At 52.0% G+C, this 16,860-nt stretch carries 22 protein-coding genes and 2 pseudogenes; 14 read left to right on the top strand and 10 right to left on the bottom strand.

All coding sequences use genetic code 11. The features are described 5' to 3' along the window. Window positions 1-3: 3 nt before the first annotated feature. Complete coding sequence (locus IAE30_RS03555; RefSeq protein WP_200678116.1) at window positions 4-1,074, bottom strand: iron-containing alcohol dehydrogenase family protein; 1,071 nt, start codon at window positions 1,072-1,074, stop codon at window positions 4-6. A gap of 329 nt (window positions 1,075-1,403) precedes the next feature. Here IAE30_RS03555 and IAE30_RS03550 point away from each other — a divergent pair, with 329 nt between their 5' ends. The 4 genes from IAE30_RS03550 (at window position 1,404) to IAE30_RS03535 (ending at window position 5,271) form a co-directional block, all read left to right on the top strand. Further along, on the top strand, window positions 1,404-1,946 hold the full coding sequence (locus IAE30_RS03550; RefSeq protein WP_200678118.1) for a GNAT family N-acetyltransferase: 543 nt from the start codon (window positions 1,404-1,406) through the stop codon (window positions 1,944-1,946). Next, window positions 1,946-3,094, top strand: coding sequence for an amidohydrolase (locus IAE30_RS03545; protein ID WP_200678120.1), 1,149 nt, complete (start codon window positions 1,946-1,948; stop codon window positions 3,092-3,094). The genes IAE30_RS03550 and IAE30_RS03545 overlap by 1 nt, the downstream gene beginning before the upstream one ends. Continuing rightward, entirely contained in the window at window positions 3,091-4,407 is a 1,317-nt protein-coding gene (locus IAE30_RS03540) for an MmgE/PrpD family protein (RefSeq protein ID WP_200678122.1), read from the top strand. The genes IAE30_RS03545 and IAE30_RS03540 overlap by 4 nt, the downstream gene beginning before the upstream one ends. Window positions 4,408-4,575: 168 nt before the next feature. Then, window positions 4,576-5,271, top strand: a complete 696-nt coding sequence (locus IAE30_RS03535) for a YafY family protein (protein WP_200678124.1) — start codon at window positions 4,576-4,578, stop codon at window positions 5,269-5,271. 5 nt (window positions 5,272-5,276) lie between these two features. On the opposite strand, the gene IAE30_RS03530 is transcribed toward IAE30_RS03535, so the two are convergent. From IAE30_RS03530 to IAE30_RS03510, 5 genes are all read right to left on the bottom strand, one after another. Then, the gene (locus IAE30_RS03530; protein WP_200678126.1) at window positions 5,277-5,921 is read right to left on the bottom strand and encodes an anti-sigma factor domain-containing protein; all 645 of its coding nucleotides are present in this window, start codon (window positions 5,919-5,921) and stop codon (window positions 5,277-5,279) included. Further along, a complete protein-coding gene (locus IAE30_RS03525; protein ID WP_200537616.1) occupies window positions 5,918-6,472 on the bottom strand; it encodes an RNA polymerase sigma factor in 555 nt (184 codons plus the stop codon). The genes IAE30_RS03530 and IAE30_RS03525 overlap by 4 nt, the downstream gene beginning before the upstream one ends. A 43-nt stretch (window positions 6,473-6,515) precedes the next feature. Further along, window positions 6,516-7,079: a fasciclin domain-containing protein gene (locus IAE30_RS03520; protein WP_045814629.1), complete on the bottom strand. Its 564-nt coding sequence runs from the start codon at window positions 7,077-7,079 to the stop codon at window positions 6,516-6,518. Window positions 7,080-7,225: 146 nt separating this feature from the next. Further along, window positions 7,226-7,450 (bottom strand): hypothetical protein, encoded by a 225-nt coding sequence (locus IAE30_RS03515; RefSeq protein ID WP_097117809.1) that lies wholly within the window; start codon window positions 7,448-7,450, stop codon window positions 7,226-7,228. Window positions 7,451-7,641: 191 nt separating this feature from the next. After that, window positions 7,642-8,541, bottom strand: a complete 900-nt coding sequence (locus IAE30_RS03510) for a LysR family transcriptional regulator (protein WP_200537824.1) — start codon at window positions 8,539-8,541, stop codon at window positions 7,642-7,644. Window positions 8,542-8,680: 139 nt separating this feature from the next. Between IAE30_RS03510 and IAE30_RS03505 the strand changes: the two genes are divergently transcribed. The 9 genes and pseudogenes from IAE30_RS03505 to IAE30_RS03470 all read left to right on the top strand — a co-directional run bounded on the left by IAE30_RS03505 (window position 8,681) and on the right by IAE30_RS03470 (window position 13,923). After that, window positions 8,681-8,986 carry a superoxide dismutase gene (locus tag IAE30_RS03505; RefSeq protein ID WP_200537615.1) on the top strand — a complete coding sequence of 102 codons (306 nt, stop codon included), beginning with the start codon at window positions 8,681-8,683 and terminating at the stop codon, window positions 8,984-8,986. 11 nt (window positions 8,987-8,997) lie between these two features. Next, window positions 8,998-9,099: pseudogene (locus IAE30_RS03500) on the top strand (type 1 glutamine amidotransferase domain-containing protein); the annotation flags it as partial. A 2-nt stretch (window positions 9,100-9,101) separates the two neighbouring features. After that, a pseudogene (locus IAE30_RS30000) lies at window positions 9,102-9,248 on the top strand (aldo/keto reductase); the annotation flags it as partial. A 466-nt stretch (window positions 9,249-9,714) separates the two neighbouring features. Further along, on the top strand, window positions 9,715-10,287 hold the full coding sequence (locus IAE30_RS03495; protein WP_200678128.1) for an NAD(P)H-dependent oxidoreductase: 573 nt from the start codon (window positions 9,715-9,717) through the stop codon (window positions 10,285-10,287). 2 nt (window positions 10,288-10,289) lie between these two features. Next, window positions 10,290-11,309: an aldo/keto reductase gene (locus tag IAE30_RS03490; protein WP_200678379.1), complete on the top strand. Its 1,020-nt coding sequence runs from the start codon at window positions 10,290-10,292 to the stop codon at window positions 11,307-11,309. A gap of 38 nt (window positions 11,310-11,347) precedes the next feature. Continuing rightward, window positions 11,348-11,704 (top strand): DUF1330 domain-containing protein, encoded by a 357-nt coding sequence (locus IAE30_RS03485; protein ID WP_200678130.1) that lies wholly within the window; start codon window positions 11,348-11,350, stop codon window positions 11,702-11,704. A 58-nt stretch (window positions 11,705-11,762) separates the two neighbouring features. Continuing rightward, window positions 11,763-12,359: an NAD(P)H-dependent oxidoreductase gene (locus tag IAE30_RS03480; RefSeq protein ID WP_200537820.1), complete on the top strand. Its 597-nt coding sequence runs from the start codon at window positions 11,763-11,765 to the stop codon at window positions 12,357-12,359. 49 nt (window positions 12,360-12,408) lie between these two features. Beyond that, window positions 12,409-13,104: an antibiotic biosynthesis monooxygenase family protein gene (locus IAE30_RS03475; protein ID WP_200678381.1), complete on the top strand. Its 696-nt coding sequence runs from the start codon at window positions 12,409-12,411 to the stop codon at window positions 13,102-13,104. A gap of 15 nt (window positions 13,105-13,119) precedes the next feature. After that, window positions 13,120-13,923, top strand: a complete 804-nt coding sequence (locus IAE30_RS03470; protein WP_200678132.1) for a carboxymuconolactone decarboxylase family protein — start codon at window positions 13,120-13,122, stop codon at window positions 13,921-13,923. A gap of 381 nt (window positions 13,924-14,304) precedes the next feature. On the opposite strand, the gene IAE30_RS29995 is transcribed toward IAE30_RS03470, so the two are convergent. From IAE30_RS29995 to IAE30_RS29985, 3 genes are all read right to left on the bottom strand, one after another. Next, complete coding sequence (locus tag IAE30_RS29995) at window positions 14,305-14,490, bottom strand: hypothetical protein (protein ID WP_234465393.1); 186 nt, start codon at window positions 14,488-14,490, stop codon at window positions 14,305-14,307. A 93-nt stretch (window positions 14,491-14,583) separates the two neighbouring features. Further along, window positions 14,584-15,018 carry a hypothetical protein gene (locus IAE30_RS29990; protein WP_234472654.1) on the bottom strand — a complete coding sequence of 145 codons (435 nt, stop codon included), beginning with the start codon at window positions 15,016-15,018 and terminating at the stop codon, window positions 14,584-14,586. 50 nt (window positions 15,019-15,068) lie between these two features. Then, entirely contained in the window at window positions 15,069-15,335 is a 267-nt protein-coding gene (locus IAE30_RS29985; protein WP_234465391.1) for a hypothetical protein, read from the bottom strand. A 405-nt stretch (window positions 15,336-15,740) separates the two neighbouring features. On the opposite strand from IAE30_RS29985, the gene IAE30_RS03460 reads away from it, so the two are divergent. Next, complete coding sequence (locus IAE30_RS03460; protein WP_200678383.1) at window positions 15,741-16,325, top strand: helix-turn-helix domain-containing protein; 585 nt, start codon at window positions 15,741-15,743, stop codon at window positions 16,323-16,325. Between the two features lie 20 nt (window positions 16,326-16,345). Here IAE30_RS03460 and IAE30_RS03455 read toward each other — a convergent pair whose 3' ends face one another. Then, entirely contained in the window at window positions 16,346-16,789 is a 444-nt protein-coding gene (locus IAE30_RS03455; protein ID WP_200678134.1) for an acetyltransferase, read from the bottom strand. Window positions 16,790-16,860: the final 71 nt, after the last annotated feature.

Raw genomic sequence — 16,860 nt, 5'->3', positions numbered from 1 at the left:
AAGTTAGAAACGGTTCTCGGTCGCCAGCAGCGCCTGCTCTAACGCATCCGCATGAATGCGGAACGGCAGACGTTCAGCGCTGGCCGCCGGGAATTTAATTTGTTCCGCAATTGTGCGTATCGCCGCCGCGCGGTCGCCTGTCAACGGCGCCAGCGTCAGTGGCATCGCATACTGACGCAGCAACGCCAGCAGTTCCGCATCCGGCACGCCATCGTGTTCAACCAGTGATTGCACCAACAGGCTGTAACCGACTTTTTCACCGTGCAGCCAATGATGCAGCTCAGGCTGGTGCGTCAGACGGTTATGAATGGCATGGGCAAAACCGGGGGTGGGCAGTTGATCGCGCACGCTGTTCGCCAGCCCCGCCAGGACGATGTTGGCATCGATCACCTTCACCAGTTCCGGCGTAACCTGCTGTTTTTCATTGGCGCTGACGGCGGCCTCACCTAACTGGCGATAGACATCCAGCGCACGGTGCGCCGTCATCACTTTGAGATCGAGCGCCAAATCGTGTGGGTTGCTGCGCAGATAGGGGGCAAATTCGTAGTACTTCGCCAGCGCATCCACTATCCCCGCTTTGAGGTAACGTACATCGCTGCGGGCGATCACTTCGCTGTCCACCAGCACCAGCTCGGGCATTTTCCCCAGCGGCTGGCTGCGCACATGGCCGCCCTGCTCGTTGTAGATAATGGCCACTGGCGACCAGGCCGCACACGTGGCGGCAAGCGTGGCAAAGTTGATCACCTTCAGATCCGGTAACTGGCTGCCCACTGCTTTGGCGGCATCCAGCACGCGACCACCGCCCACCGCAAACAGCAGCTCGGCTTGCTGGTGCTCAACGTTGTTTTTTAGCGTTTCGATGGCGAGGTCGGTACATTCACCGCGCAAATACTCCAGTTCCCAGCGAATACCGTTGGCTTCTAAACTCTGGCTTAATTCCGGATTAACCGCTTGCCAGGCGTTGGGAGAAGTGAAAATGCGGATATGTGTGGCATAAGGTTTGATAAATTCACCGGCTCGCGCACGCAGGCCGGCTTCATGTGCATAAGCACGCGGAGATTTGATCGCTAACACGTCGTCACCCTGATTAAGAATAAGGCTATAACGAGAAAAGTTATTTTATTTCATGAGGTTAATGCGAAATAGTTATAGCGCTATGTATTTTATGCATACTACGGTAAATCGCGATATAAGCAATGGAAAAGCCGCCATTTCATTTTCACAAATTCGCATTAGCTTAGTCATTTTTCACATATAGAAGCCTGTGGCATTACTGATATTCTGAGTTGCTTAGCACGCTGGGTATTGAATTTTAGCGCTTTAGAACGCGTCGGTATCGCCCACTCAGTGTTACTCAATCTGCATTCATTTTACCGCTTTCAGGCGGTCTCTCGGGGATAGATATGTCACTTGAATTTCGTCAGGTCAGAGAAGATGAGGTTGAAACCTATCAGGCGCTAATGCACGCCGCGTATGCGCCGACGCTGGCAATGGGCATCAAATTTGATGCCGCCAAAGCAGACCGTGAAAAGACGCTGCGTCACCTGCAAAGTCACGGCGTTTATGCGCTTTACACGCAAGGCGTGATGGTTTCCTCGGTCACCGTGCGCTATCCGTGGGGTCCGCTGCCAGGCCCGTTTGGTCTGCCGCATATTGGCTGGTTCGGTGCCCATCCCGACTATCCCGGCAAACAGTACGGCCGTCAGGTACAGGATCGGCTGGAACAAGAGATCCTGCTAGGCAAACTGCGCGCCCCTGCGGTGTCATTAGGCACCGCTACCAGCCATCCATGGCTGATCGAGATGTATAAAAAGCGCGGCTTCCAGTTGATGCATACCACCGATCTCGGCAAAGGCCATATCACCCAATATATGAAGAAAGTGCTGGATGACAGCGCGCATGATGCGTGGATGACACGTCAGGCCGCACAACAAGGAAGCAAATAATGAGTTTTGATGAGAGCGCATTGGGCCAACATTTGATTGCCTTCCGCCATGAGTTACACCGTTTTCCAGAACTCTCCAATGAAGAGTTTGAAACCACGGCACGTATTCGTCAGCAGCTTGATAAACACCAAATCCGCGTATTGGATTTGCCGCTGAAAACCGGTTTGGTGGCGGAAGTGGGTCCCGAAAATGGACCGCTGATCGTGCTGCGTTCCGACATTGATGCGCTGCCGATTGAAGAGCAGTCTGACGTCACGTTCCGTTCAGAGCGCCCAGGCGTGATGCACGCGTGCGGCCACGACTTCCACAGTTCCGCCGCGCTGGGTGCGGCGATTCTGTTGAAACAGCAGGAGGCCCAGTTGCCGGGCCGCGTGCGTATTTTGTTCCAGGCCGCCGAAGAGACCGGCCAGGGCGCGCCGGATGTGATTGCTACCGGCGCACTGCAGGATGCCGTGACGATTTTCGGCATTCATAACGATCCTTCGTTACCGCCGGGCGTGATAGGCAGCAAAGCCGGGCCTCTCACTGCGGCCGTCGATCGCTTTGATATCAAGATTACCGGGACGGGCAGCCACGCAGCCAAACCGCATCAGGGCAACGATCCGATTGTGATCGCCGCGCAAATAGTTTCGGCCGCACAAACGCTGATCAGCCGTAATGCACCTTCGGGTGATAATGCGGTGGTCTCGATAACCCAGATCCACAGCGGCAGCACCTGGAATGTCATCCCGGACAGCGCGTGGCTGGAAGGTACGGTGCGCTCGTTCTCGCAGGAGACGCGCGAACGACTGGAGCAGCGCTTCCGTGAGATTGCGCAGGGTATTGGCGCCGCCTTCGCGGCCAAAGTCGAATTCAACTGGCACGCAGGTCCACCGTCGGTGGTGAATGATGCGCACTGGGCCGATTTCGCCCTGCAACAGGCAGCAGCCAGCGGCTTTGAAGCCCGCGTCGTCGAAGCCAGCCCAATCGGTGAGGATTTTGCCTTCTACCAACAGCAACTGCCGGGTGCGTTTATGATGATTGGCACCGGTGAACCTTATGCGCTGCATCATCCGGCGTTTCGGATCAACGATGATGTGCTGCTGCCGACGTCGCGCTATCTGGCCAATCTGGCTGTGGCGGCATTGCACAGTCTGGAGCAGCCATGAGCATCACTCCCGCCCTCGCTGAGTTGATCGTTCACAGCCAGCCGGATGCCGCCGCACGTGAAGCAGCCCGCGAAGGGGTACGTGATTTTCTTGCCGTCAGCTGGCCGGTTCTGCAAGGTCAGGTACCCGACAGCGGCTTGCCCGCGCTGCGCAGCGTTTATGCCGATGGCAGCCCACGCTCTCAGGCGCTGCTTATCGGTTATGCCGCTCACGCGCTGGATTACGATGATTTCCACGCCGACTTTCGTGGTCACCCCAGCGTGGTGATCCTCCCTGCGCTGTTTGCCTGGCAGCAGCAACAGGCGGCAGAGATTGATGAGTTTCTCGATGCTTACGCCATCGGTGTGGAAGTGGCCGGACGGCTTGGGTTGGCCGCCAGCCAGCAGCATTATGCGTTAGGTCATCACAATACCGCGACGCTGGGCACCCTGGCCGCCGCAGCCGCGCTGGCTCGTCTATTAAAACTGGATGTCGGCGCGACGGCCAACCTGCTGGGCATCGCCACCACTCAGGCCAGCGGGCTACGCGCGCAGTTCGGCTCTGCCGTCAAACCTCTGCACGCTGGATTGGCGGCAGAACGCGCGGTCGCGGCGGCACAGCTGACGCTGGCAGGTTTTGATGGCAAACAGGAGGGTGTGATCGACGCTTTCCTGGCTGCCAACAGCCATGGCCAGGCGCAACCTGACAGACTGGTTGCTCAATGGGGCGAGCCGTGGCGTATTGTTTCGCCGGGGCTGGAGTACAAACCTTTCCCGACCTGCGCCGGAACACACAGCGCAGCGGAAGCCGCGCGTATCCTGCGCAATGGCTGGCTAGCCAGCGGCAATTTGCTGGAAGCGCTGCTGGATAACATCACCGACATAAGCGTGGCGTTCCCGCCAGGCGGTGATATTGCCGCCTCAGTCACATCGCCCACCAATGGGATTGAAGCGCGTTTCAGTCTGGAATACGTGATTGCCGCGATGCTGATCTTTAACGATCTGCGGCTGGAAGATTTTGCGGAAGGCGATCTTAATCATGCTGTGATGCCACTGGCAGCCAAAGTGAGACGAGTACCTGATGACACCGCGCCGCCAGATGCGATTAATCCCGCATTGCGTTTTCATCTGGTCACTCTTACCTTGCGCGATGGCACCCGGCTGCAACAGCGTCGTACCCGTCAGCAATCCCTGGCCGATGGCGTGGACGTTGAGGGTAAATTGCGTCTGGCGTTGCGTCAGGAGTCAGGCGAGCGATTGCAACAGGTGCAGCAAAGTAGCGCATTGCAGACAACCGCTGATCTGGCGGTGCTGCAGCAGTTATTACGCGTTTAATATCTTGATGCAGCGCTTTTAATTCACCACGCCACAGACGAAGTTGCGTCTACCGGGATGACGAGTGCCGTATTAAACTACAGGTCGCCGCACCTGCACAGGAGTCAACTCTGGTGCGTGCGGCCTGAACCGCTCCTGACTGCCAGACTCTTAGCTTAGGCACACCCCATGACCAAAACCCAGCGAATATTGGCACTCGTGCAAATGTTACGTTGTCACCGATATCCGATAACTGCACAGCATCTCGCAGAGCAACTCAGCATTAGCGTGCGCACCGTATATCGCGACATCATCAGCCTGCAACAGCAAGGCGTGGAAATCGAGGGCAGCGCCGGACTGGGGTATTTGCTGAAATCCGACGGTCATTTACCGCCCTTGATGTTTTCCCGTCAGGAGATTGATGCGCTGGCGTTGGGCCTTGATTGGGTCAGCCGCCACACCGATGCCGAATTAAAATCCGCCGCACAGCACGCGCTGGCAAAAATTTATGCCGTCATGCCAGCGCATTTATCGCATGGTATCGATCATCAATCATTGCTGGTCGCTTCGCGGGGAGAAGCCCTGTTTGAGAAGCATCTGCCGGAACTGCGTCAGGCAATCCATACCCGCAATAAAATCTCGCTGCGTTATAACGATCTCAAAGACGTGTCATCCACTCGCATCATCTGGCCCGTGGTGCTGGGATATTTTGACCGTGTGCGCTTGCTGTGTGGCTGGTGCGAACTACGCCAGGATTTTCGTAATTTCCGCGTCGACCGCATTGAAGAGATTGTGGTTGAGGATGAGACCTATCCCGGGACGCGTCATCAGTTGCTTAAGCGCTGGAAGGATTATCAGCAAGCACGTTATCCCGATGCTCGATAATGGGTTTACAGCATACCGCTGTAAAGCACCGGTCCGGTGGGTTGCCCCGTTGGTGAACCGCCCTGAGGTTCCAGGCTGATAGCAAGGGTAGCCCCTGCTGCTAAGGCTCGATTATCCATTTCTATTTGCGTTGCCGCATGGTCTGCCAGTAAACCCAGCGAGACCGGGGATTGGCCCGCAGGAATCAGCCAAAGCTGCAGACTTCTGGACGCATTAATGGCGACGGGTTTAAGCGGCGATAATTGCAGATAACGGCGGTCGCTACTGCGGCTGACCACCCATTGTCCCTGATGCTGTGAATCCCCCAGAATCACCAGGGGTGCGAACTCATCAGGGCGATGGCTGTAATAGGATACCAGGGTGAATGCCGCAAGCCCCGCAGCAACCAGCCAGCCAACATAAGGATTGGCGCGTTTCACCGGGGTTTTAGCCGGAAGACTCAAGGCAATTTTTTTCCACACGCGTTCCGGCGGGATTTCAGGTCGCAAATGGGTGTCCATTCCTGCCAGCATTGTCTGCCAGCTTGCCACTTTCGCAGCCAGTTCCGGCTCTTGTTGCAGCCGCCTCTCGAAACGCAATCGTGCATTGCCGCGCAATGTTCCCAGGGCATATTCGGCGGCGAGCGCATCATCATGTTTATTGTTTTTCATAAGCCCACGCACTCCCGAAGATGCTCCATCGCACGACGGATCCAACTTTTTACTGATCCTACCGGTTGCTGCATCCAGGCAGCAATATCGTTATGCGACATCCCCTGATAATAAGCCAGCGTCACACTCTGTCGCTGCTCATGACTTAGATGCTGCAGACAGTGATGTAATCGGGCGTTCTGTGAATCGTCAAAGGGGGCATCTGGCCCTTCCGCCTCACCCTCCGAAACGTTATCGCTATATTCTTCAGACAGGATGGCCTCACGCGCCTGTCCACTGCGCAGCCAATCAATACAGCGATTGCGCACAATATGCGTCATCCAGGTCATGGGGGCGCTCAGTGCGGCATCATAGCTGTCGGCTCGATTCCAGATAGTGAGGAAACAATCATGCAGCACCTCCTCCGCCCAGGCTCTCTGGCGTAATGTGCGCAAAGCAAGGGCGAAAAGATGCGGCGAAGCGAGTCGATACAGTTGTTCAAATGCCTGGCGATCGCCTTGCGCAATCGCCCGCATTAATTTCACCTGCTGTTGAGCCAAAACGTTATCCATGTTTTTCCCGGAAGGCATTGAAATGCCTTCCGAGTATAGACAATTACTTAGGCATCAGAACGGTATCGATAACATCAATCACACCGTTTTTCTGATTCACATCATAAGTACTGATATTGGCCACATTGCCCTGGCCATCTTTCAACTGAATATTGTGAGGACCATTACTCATAATCCACAAAGGCTGACCGTTCACGGTTTTCAGCTCCGCGTGACCGCCACCTTGTTTGATTTTCATCATCAGCGCTTTCATGTCGTATTTACCGGCCACGACATGATAAGTGAGGATGCTGGTTAACTTGGCTTTGTTTTCCGGTTTTACCAGATTATCCACGGTGCCAGCGGGCAGTTTCGCAAACGCGGCGTTGGTTGGCGCGAACACAGTGAAAGGCCCTTTTCCTTCGAGTGTTTCCACTAAACCTGCAGCCTTCACTGCGGCCACTAATGTAGTGTGGTCTTTAGAATTGAGGGCGTTTTCAATGATGTTTTTCTGCGGATACATAGCGGCACCGCCAACCATGACAGAGTCAGAGTTCATGGCTGCGAAAGTCGTGGCGGAGAACATCAGCGCGCCAGAGATGACTGCAGTGGTGATTAGCTTTTTCATCATAAATCCTCGTTGTAGGGGAGCGAAGAATTTGCTCACAACGGGATATACGTAAGGAGGGGGCAAACTGGATGCAGATAAAAATAAAAAAATTTTCGCCCCTCACAAAACGGTTTCAAACACCGTCATGTGAGGGTGCGCTGGCTTTACATCTCGTCTTCAGGTTCCAGGGCGTCCTGAATGGCATCAGCCAGATTGGAAATTTCATTCGCTACCGCCTGAAGATCCCACGACGCTTTAGAACCGCTGGCAGAGGTTGAAGCGCTGACGGATTCCTTCGCCACCGCTAAAGCGGCCGCCACAGCGATGGTTCGCTTGTGTTGTTCTGGCGTCATACCCATTGGGGGTGGTGCAAAGTAGTCATTGACCATTTCATCTCTCCGTTTACCGCGTTCAAATAATTAATCCTGCGTGCATTATCAGGATATTGAGCACGAGTGCGACTAAAAGTTCACGTCACGCTCCTGACGGGTTCTGTTACAGCTCTTTTGCACTTACCGCGGGTAGCCAGGCCGCTGGTGTTGCAAAAAGCTCATTCGAACTGAACGATAAGATGCAATACTTATCGCTGCGTAGCAGATATTAAAAAATCAATCAGAGCTTTCACTCTTTTGGTTTTACCCGCATTTTTTGGGTAATAGAGATACACCGGCGGATAGGTTTTCCAGTAGCTCTCCATCACGGGGATAAATTGATCCTTGTCAGGTTGTAGCCGCCAGATGGGTTCAAACAAACGTCCAATTCCCAGCCCGTTACGGATCCCATCTGCCATAACGTCAATATCGTTGCTGATTAACTGCCCGGGCATCTCAACGGTCAACTGCTCACCGCGATCGTTCAGAATCAAAGGGAGGATGCGGTTGTTAGTGATAAAACGGTAACCAATCAGCTGGTGGTGACGGAGATCAGTCGGTACCACAGGCTTTCCGTGCCTGGTGAGATAAGCTGAGGATGCATATAACCCTTCACGAAACGGTTTCATTATCGGCCGCGCCACCACCCCGCCCTCCAGAATATCGCCAAAACGGATCCCCAGATCAAAACGTTCTTCGATAATATTCACGGTACCGTCGAAGACCGAAATTTCCAGCTGTATACCCGGATATTGCTGACAGAATTCTGCCATTGCAGGCTTAAGAATTAAGAGATACGCAAAACGTGAGAGCGTTATTCGCACGACACCCGTGGGCTCCTGGTTTTGATCGCGGATGCTTTCAAGCGAATTTTCCAGCGACGCCACCGCCGCAGCGGTCTGTTCCAGCAACAGCTGCCCGGTTTCCGTCAGCTCAATACGTCGGGTCGTGCGTATAAAAAGCGGATGGCCGATATGCTCTTCCAGTAGCTTAAGCGCATTGCTGACGGAGGGAGGGGTAATTTCCAGTTTCCTTGCGGCTGCCGAAATATTGCCCTCACGTGCAATGCTCTGAAAGATGCGTATCTGGTTATAAAGGGCGTTATTCATAATGTCTTCCTTAAGCAATCACCGCCTGATTATTAAGTACAGCCTAAATATGCTTAAGTCAATGGCCCTCTAATCTTCCTGAAATGCGCCTCTTATACTTCTGTATCTTTCAACAACGCCCTGAGTTTAGGAGACTCTGATGCGAATTTTATGTCTGGACATCCCCGCCCCTGGAGCATCACTTGAACAATATGCTCCGCACCTTAATGCGGAGGCTCTGCACGCCTGGGGATTGTATAAATCTGGCTTCATTCGTGACATTTACTTCCGTCAGGACAGACCTGGCGTCGCCATTTTTCTTGAATGTGACTCTGTCGATGAAGCGATGAACGTAATGGCCGAATTCCCGCTGGCAAAAGCAGGCTTATTAAGCTTTGAGTGCATACCGCTTGGCTCCTTTATTAACTGGGAAAATCTCTTTGCCGCTGAATTTAAAAATAAATAGTGAGGCCCGATATGAAACCTGCAGATAGACCTGTTCTGTGTGTCGTCTCCAGCCATCCGATTAAAGGCGCACCCGGTGTACCGACCGGTTTCTTCCTCGCCGAGCTGACGCATCTGGGGCAACCAAAGTTCATCACGTTCTGGATGCTGCCAGCGCTTCAGAAATTAAGTTAAGTAATGAGTAAATTATCCTGCTGGAACAGCTTGCCTCAGAGACCGGTGTGGATACGCGCGGAGCCTGGGAAAACCCGATGGTTCAATAAAGCAGATAAAGTACCATTTCTGCCATTACTAAACAGCAATAATATAAAGGATCGAAAATATCGGATAAAAACATGGTTTATTGCAGAACCTTCCAGGAGCACGTTTACGTTACCCCGTCAGGTATGCTGAGACTGCCGCATTTTAAGTTTTACTACGAGTTGATGGGTGCAGAAAGGATCCTGTGCTCCGTTGATTATCCCTATCAGACCCTGGACGGTTTAAAACATTTATTGAAAGTCTGCCCGTCAACAAGGCTGAAAAAGAGGCCATCGCGTTTCGCAATGCAGCGCGTTTACCTGGCATCACGACTTCGTTCACTGATTCATCAGGATTGAGCACAATGGAAGTCAGGCGACCATTATTAGTTTTTGTCTAAAAGTGAATAAGTCTTTACTGCTCTAAACAAAATAATGCTGACACTCTATACTGGGTTAAATATTCATCATCACGATTTAACTTATTGAAATGAATAACATCCTTATTATTTCCGGCCATCCAGAGCTGACCCATTCCGTCGCCAACGCCACTATCCTTGATGAACTGGCGACCGCACTTCCCGATGCTGAAATTCGTCGCCTGGACTGGCTCAGTTTGGACGGTAAATTCAACATCGGTGCGGAACAGGAAAGCCTGCTCAGGGCCGATGTGATTGTCTGGCAGTTCCCTTTTTCCTGGTATGGGCTGCCCGGGTTAATGAAACAATGGCTGGACGAGGTCTTTGTCCACGGCTTCGCGCATGGCTCAACCGCGAAACTGGGCGGTAAAAAGCTGATCCTCTCCTTCACCACGGGCGCGCCACAGGCGTTCTATACCGCTGACGGTTTCTTTGTCCATGCCATTGAAGAGTATCTTATTCCGTTCGAGACCACGGCAAGGCTGTGCAACCTTGAGCTGCTGGCGCCGGTTTATACCTGCGGTATCAGCTATGCCGACCGGGATGTCGACAAAATCGCGCAGCAAAAAATGCTTGCCCGGGAACACGCTTCAAGGCTTGTCGACCTGCTCAATACCGTCGTGAATAATCCAGAAGGAGAATAATGATGCAGTATACCCGGCTCGGTAAAAGTAACTTACTGGTCTCCCGCATCTGCATGGGGTGTATGGGGTTTGGCGACCCGTTAACGGGCCAGCATCGCTGGACGCTGGACGAAACCGCAAGCCGGGACATTATCCGCTACGGTCTCGAAAAGGGTATTAATTTTTACGATACCGCCATCGCCTATCAGAACGGCTCCAGCGAGCGATACGTTGGTCGGGCGCTTCGGGAAATGGCGAAACGCGATGACATCGTGCTGGCCACTAAGTTTCTGCCGCGCACCACTGCCCAGATTGCCGAGGGGATCAGCGGAAAACAGGCAATAGCCTACTCGCTTGACCAGAGTCTACAGAATCTGGGGATGGACTATGTTGACCTCTACGTCTACCACATCTGGGATTACAACACGCCCGTTATTGACGTGCTTGAAGCGCTACATGGCGCCGTTACCGCTGGTAAGGTGCGCGCTATTGGTATTTCAAACTGCTATGCATGGCAGCTGGCTAAGGCGAACGCGCTGGCTGAACGTGAAGGGCTGACGCCCTTTGTCTCCGTCCAGAGCCACTACAACCTGATTATGCGTGAAGATGAACGAGAGCTCTTCGGTCTGTGCACTGAAGATGATATCGCTATGACACCCTATAGCGCGCTGGCTAGCGGCCGTCTCTCCCGGAAAGCTGGCCACTCGCTGCGAGCCATTGAGGATGACTATGCTCGTGGGAAATATGAGAGCACAGCTGAACAGGATCGGAGCATTATTGAGCGCGTAGCCGAGCTTGCCGAGCGGCATCAGGTAACTATGACGGAGATCTCACTCGCCTGGCTGCTGACAAAAACCACGTCTCCTGTCGTAGGGGCCACAAAAAAAGATCATGTTGATGGCGCGGTAAATGCAGTAAATCTTCAGCTGAGCCCGGAAGAAATCCGGTTTCTGGAGGAAACCTATCAGCCGCATGTTCTGACAGGGATCATGGCGCAAAACACTCCGCAGACGAAAGACGTTAAGCAAGTCTGGACGCGTTAGCCCTTTTTCACTGTCACAAAATGAAAATCGGAGGAAAGATGATTTTTAAAACATCAGTTGCCGGTCTGCTCCTGTTAATCGGGCTCGCTTCAGCAATGGCGGCAACCCCTGCCTATTACGTTGCGGAGTTTCAGGCAACCGATCGTGAAGCTATAAAACCTTACAGTGCTCAGGTTGAATCAACCTTCCAGCCTTTTGGAGGACAATTCATTGTCAGAGCAGGTGAACCCGATATCAAAGAAGGGTTTGGAGCACAGGGCCGACTGGTTATTATCAAGTTTGAGAGCCTAAAAAATGCCCAGGCCTGGTATAACTCAGCTGCATACCAGAAGATCATCCCCATCCGACACCGTGCCGGTAATTCGCGAACCTATATTGTGGAGGGATTACCGTAACAAACTCCTTTAACATTCAAGCGCTTTTCAGCCTTATTTGAACAAAGGAGGTTTTATGATGTCGTTACGTAACCGCAAAGTAGCAGCATTATTTTTGTTTGCATTCGCCTTCTTGATGTCGGTCAGTCATGCATTGAGCCGTGAAAAGACCGACATCAAAACGCTTGTCATTGTCTCTCACCCTTATCCAGAACGTTCCGTCCTGACAAAAGGTTTACAGGACGCAGCTGAGAGTTTGGAAGGCGTGACGGTTCGCAACCTTGAGACTTTATATGGTTATGACACTCGTAACATTAATGGCGACGCAGAGCGAAAGATGATGCTTGAGCACAGTCGTGTCGTTTTTATCTTCCCGACACACTGGTTCAATATTACGCCGATGATGAAAGCCTGGCTGAATGAAACCTGGGGAAGTGTCGGACCCGGTCTGTGGCAGGGAAAGGAGATGCTTCTTGTCAGTACGGCTGCAGGTGGAGACTCCACTTATGGACCAGACGGCAGGATCGGTGTTTCTCTTGCGGATGTGTTTTTACCGATGAAGGCCAGCGCCCTGCACGCAGGTATGATGTGGCTTCCTCCTTTGGTTTTTGAGAGCGCCAGTAGCAATCGGCTTACATCCCTCAAGCAACAACTGATTAAACGTCTTAAGCATTAATATCAGTAAGAGGAACATCGTGAAAAATAGCCTTATTCTGCTAATTTCCATACTAATAAGCAGTCCTGTCTTTGCAGAGAAAGCGGACACGCAATATAAGCCAGTGATGAATATCTTCAACATTAGCGTCCGGCCCGATCGGGACAAGGATTTTGATGACGTGGCCAGACAAACGATTTCCGCTTCGGTGGATCGTGAAGCAGGCACGCTGGCGATGTACGCCCTGAAACACAGCGCCAATCCACGTCAGGCATACATGGTCGAACTCTATGAAAACGAGGGTGCTTACCGCAAACATCTTATTGCCGTTCCGTACAGGGCATTCGCTGCTTATGCACCTGAAATTATCGATCGGAAACAGAAAATTACCCTTGAGCCACAGTTTCTCGGGGACAAACACTTCCTGCCGGATGAGCGGACTATCAATAATCTGGTGGTCGTCGAGGTTAAGCCTGAATTTCAGACCGAATTTAAAAAAATTGTCCTTCCTGAAATGGCGCAGTCGCTCAAAGTAGAGAAAGGCGTGTTAGCCATGTATGCCGCTACAGAGTCACAGACGCCGAACCGCTGGTATTTCTATGAGATTTACGCCAGTGAGGAGGATTATCAGCTACACCGACAAACGCCACACTTCAAGGATTATCTTAGACAAACGGCGCAGATGAGCACCAGTAAGAACGCTATTCCTGTAAAACCGACATTTCTCCGTAACAAAGGCGGAATTAAACAGGATCCGAACCGTTGACCAGTGAGGATTAACATGAAAGGCGTAATTGCAGCGGCGGCCATGTCGCTTGTTATTTCTGACTTTGCTAATGCAGAGGAAAAAAGAGGTAAAGCTATGATAAAAATTGAACCTTCAGCTATTTCGGAAGCTGATATTCGCGCTGTATCACCAGCTCTGGCGCGCTTTGGCCGTGAAGCTATTACTGAGGATCTCTGGACAAGTGCCCCCCTTTCTCCCAGGGATCGCAGCATGGTGACCGTCGCCATACTGATTGCCAGAAACCAGCCTGGTGACCTTAAGCACTTTACAGAAATTGCCCTAGATACTGGCGTAACGCCAGCGGAACTGTCAGAAATCATTACTCATTTGGCATTCTACTCAGGTTGGCCAAATGCCATGTCAGCCATCAGCGTAACCAAAGCGGTATTTGAATCTCGCGGCGTCACAGCTGATGCGCTTCCCGAAGCGTCTCCGGCCTTACTCCCTCTTAACCAGGAAAAAGAAAAGCAACGTTCAGAAACGGTGGAAAAAAATATTGGCCCAATATCTCCGGGTTTGGTTAAATTTACCGCTGACCCACTGTTCCTGGATCTCTGGCAAAGACCCGCGCTGAAACCCCGCGACAGAAGCCTGATTACGGTGAGTGCATTAATCGCATCCGGACAGAGTGCACAAATTGGCTATCACCTTAACCGAGCGATGGATAATGGACTTTCTGCTGCAGAAGCGGGTGAAGTCGTCACACAGGCTGCATTTTACGCTGGCTGGCCAAACGCATTTACCGCAGCCCCGGTGGTCGGGGAAATATTACGTAATCGTTCGTCCAGTAAAGAATAAAACCTCCAGGAAGGACCCGCTTTTAGTAGCTCCTTCCTGATGTTTTCTGCATGTTTATCAGTAATGTCTTCGCTAAAAATTAGAAATAACCTTTTTCTGCTCAAGATCATTTCGCAGTGAGCGACGTTCACACCTGCCTGAATTTTACACGGATAGAGCTAAAAATTTTTATAACTGTCCTGAGGATAATTGATAGGCAATTGTTACCTCAATTTTCGTTGTGCTAATTATCTCAATCTACGGCAAACACTTTATGTGAGGTGAGTAACAGTATCACTTGGGTAATAGAATCGATGTCAGTATGGGAATTTAAGTACATGAACTCAGCGTATATAAGTGCAATGCTAATTCGAGAGAAACTCGGCCCCGCCGTAAAATATTTCACGAAGCGTTCTCTTTCCTTAACGCTGAACGCCTGATCAGCAAGACGGCCACAATCGCGGTGCTCAACACAGTGAGCGCGCCCGCCAGAAAGATATTGCCGAGCCCAAGGTCACCGCCCACCCAACCAAGCATCGGGCTGCCAATGGCCATCGCTACATCGAGAAAGGCCGTGTAGATCCCCATCACCATTCCACGATTCTGCGGCGTTGTGCCGCTGATGGCTTCAATAACCAGCCCCGGATAAACCAGTGAATAGCCAAAGCCGGCAAACGCGGCCTAGGCGGAGGCCATCAGCGGGATTCTGGCGAACCACATCAGAAACAGCCCTGCCGCCTGAACCAGCACGAAGATCAGCGCGATGAGCGCCCCGCCGAAACGGTCCGGCAGGTGACCGGCAAAGGTGCGGGCCACAATCAGGGCCATACCGAACGCGGTGAATGCCATCCACACTGGCTGCCAGTGCATGGCGCTGTAATAGAGCGAGCTGAACGCCAGGATGGTGCAGTAGCCTGTGCTGGCAAGCGCGGCACCCAGTCCGGGTAACCACACTGCCTTCATGACCGAGCCAAACGTGGCGTGAGCGCGGGGCGGGGGCGGGGGCGGGGCCACGGCGGGTATACGTGACAGGTAAAACAGCACGAGTAGGGGTAACAGCAGGGTTATCAGCGCAATAGACTTAAAGCCAAACGCGCCGTAAAGCACTGTTCCCACCGGCCCCCCAAGCGCCATGGCGGCAAACATGACCGTCCCGACCCATGCAATCACCTTCCGGCATGCGCTTTATCAACCTTCGCCAGCCCCCAGGCCACCCCCCCGGTGATAATGAAACTTTCTGCACCGCCCAGAATGGCCCGGCCCGCCATCAGTATGACGACCGACAGAGCAGGTAAGCTGATCGTCCAAAGTGACACCAGATAGAGCAGTCCGGCCACCGAAGCAGCCATCAGTCCGGCAACAACACCTTTTTTTTGCCCCACGTCGGTCAGAATAAGAGCCTGACCAGATGCGTGAGATAAGTGAGGCGGCAAACTGTGCGCCTGCCACTAATCCCACAATGAAAGTCCCATATCCCAGACCGTTTTCTACATGCAAGGGCAGAACGGGAAGCGCCACGCCAATAATCATAAATCCGGCCAACACGGCGGTGATGACCGGCATCAGGGTCATCAGTACCGAAAAGCCGGTTATTCCTGATTATGCATGGATCATATTCGGGGCCCGGGGTCAATGCTCAACACTTTCATGTGTCAGTTAATCAAATAAATGTGTGCCACAAGATACCCAAACTCCTATATTTCAGTTAAGTGCTGGAAAACCTTAACCCCAGTGCCGATGGGTTAAACACCTGAAGAACAATTGATCCTTCATAAATCAATTATTCCAGCTCAATGCGTGTAATGGCATAATCAGGTTTAAAAAAAGCGAGCATCATGATGGAAAAAACGGCTAAGAATCAGATACTGGATAGTGATATTGCGCGTCTGTTACTGAAACACAGAAAAGAAAAGAACTGGACAGTGACTGAGCTTGCCCAAAGATCGGGTGTCAGTCAGGCCATGATCAGCAAAGTTGAACGAGGTGCCTCCAGCCCCAGTGCAACTATCCTGAGTCGCTTAGCAAATGCCCTGAATATTACGCTATCAAAACTCTTCGCCGAACTTGAGCTTAACCACAACTCAATGGTGCTTTCAGCCGACCAGCAGCAGCATTGGACAGATGAGCAATCAGGTATCACCCGATGGTCTGTGTCTCCTGCGGGCGCTACAGCTGAGCTTATCAAAGTTGAAATCCCTGCTCTGGGTCAACTCACGATTCCCGCAGCCGCTAATGAGCACCTTTCAGGGCAAACCCTTTGGATATTAAGCGGCAGCCTGGATTTCAAGGTCAATAATCAGACCCATCATTTACGAGTGGGTGACTGCCTGGCTCTTACCTTTGCAAGCGAGTATCAAATGAGCAATCCTGATAGCGATCAGTGCTGTACTTACATCGTCGCTTTTAGTCATAAAAATCAATGATAATGCCCCTGCCCAGGGGGTTACATCTCATGAGTTTTGCTCAGATGTAACAGGGGGTACGGCCTTCCCTGATTATCCCGCTCGGAACGTCCTGAAACCTGAAAACCCAAATGCTGATAAAACCCTACAGCTTGCTGGTTTTGTTCATTTACATCCACGCTTAGATGAGGATGAAGAGCCAGTGCATGGGATATCAACCGCTTACCAACGCCCAGTCCGCGAGCAGACGCATCGACAAAAAGCGCCTCCAGATGACCATCATGCAAAAACATAAATCCTACAGGCTGGTCATCCTGTTGAGTTGCTACCCATACCGGTGTCTCTGAAAAAAAGCTGACGACTTCTTTTTCGATTTCTTGTCTGTCGCGCGCTGTCAGAAAATCGTGGGTAGCATCTACAGAATTTCTCCAGATTTGTATAATCTCTGGCGCTTCAGATGGGCGAGACATTCGTATTTTAAACATTAATTCTACCTCTTAGATGTTCACTTCCTGGTGAAAATACATACCACCAAGTCTCATCTAAATTTATTATA

Origin of the sequence: Pantoea sp. S61 (assembly GCF_016625145.1) — a bacterium.
Lineage (GTDB): Bacteria > Pseudomonadota > Gammaproteobacteria > Enterobacterales > Enterobacteriaceae > Pantoea > Pantoea rwandensis_B.
The sequence above is the reverse complement of the archived record's forward strand: the minus strand, read 5'-3'. Positions and strand labels throughout refer to the sequence as shown.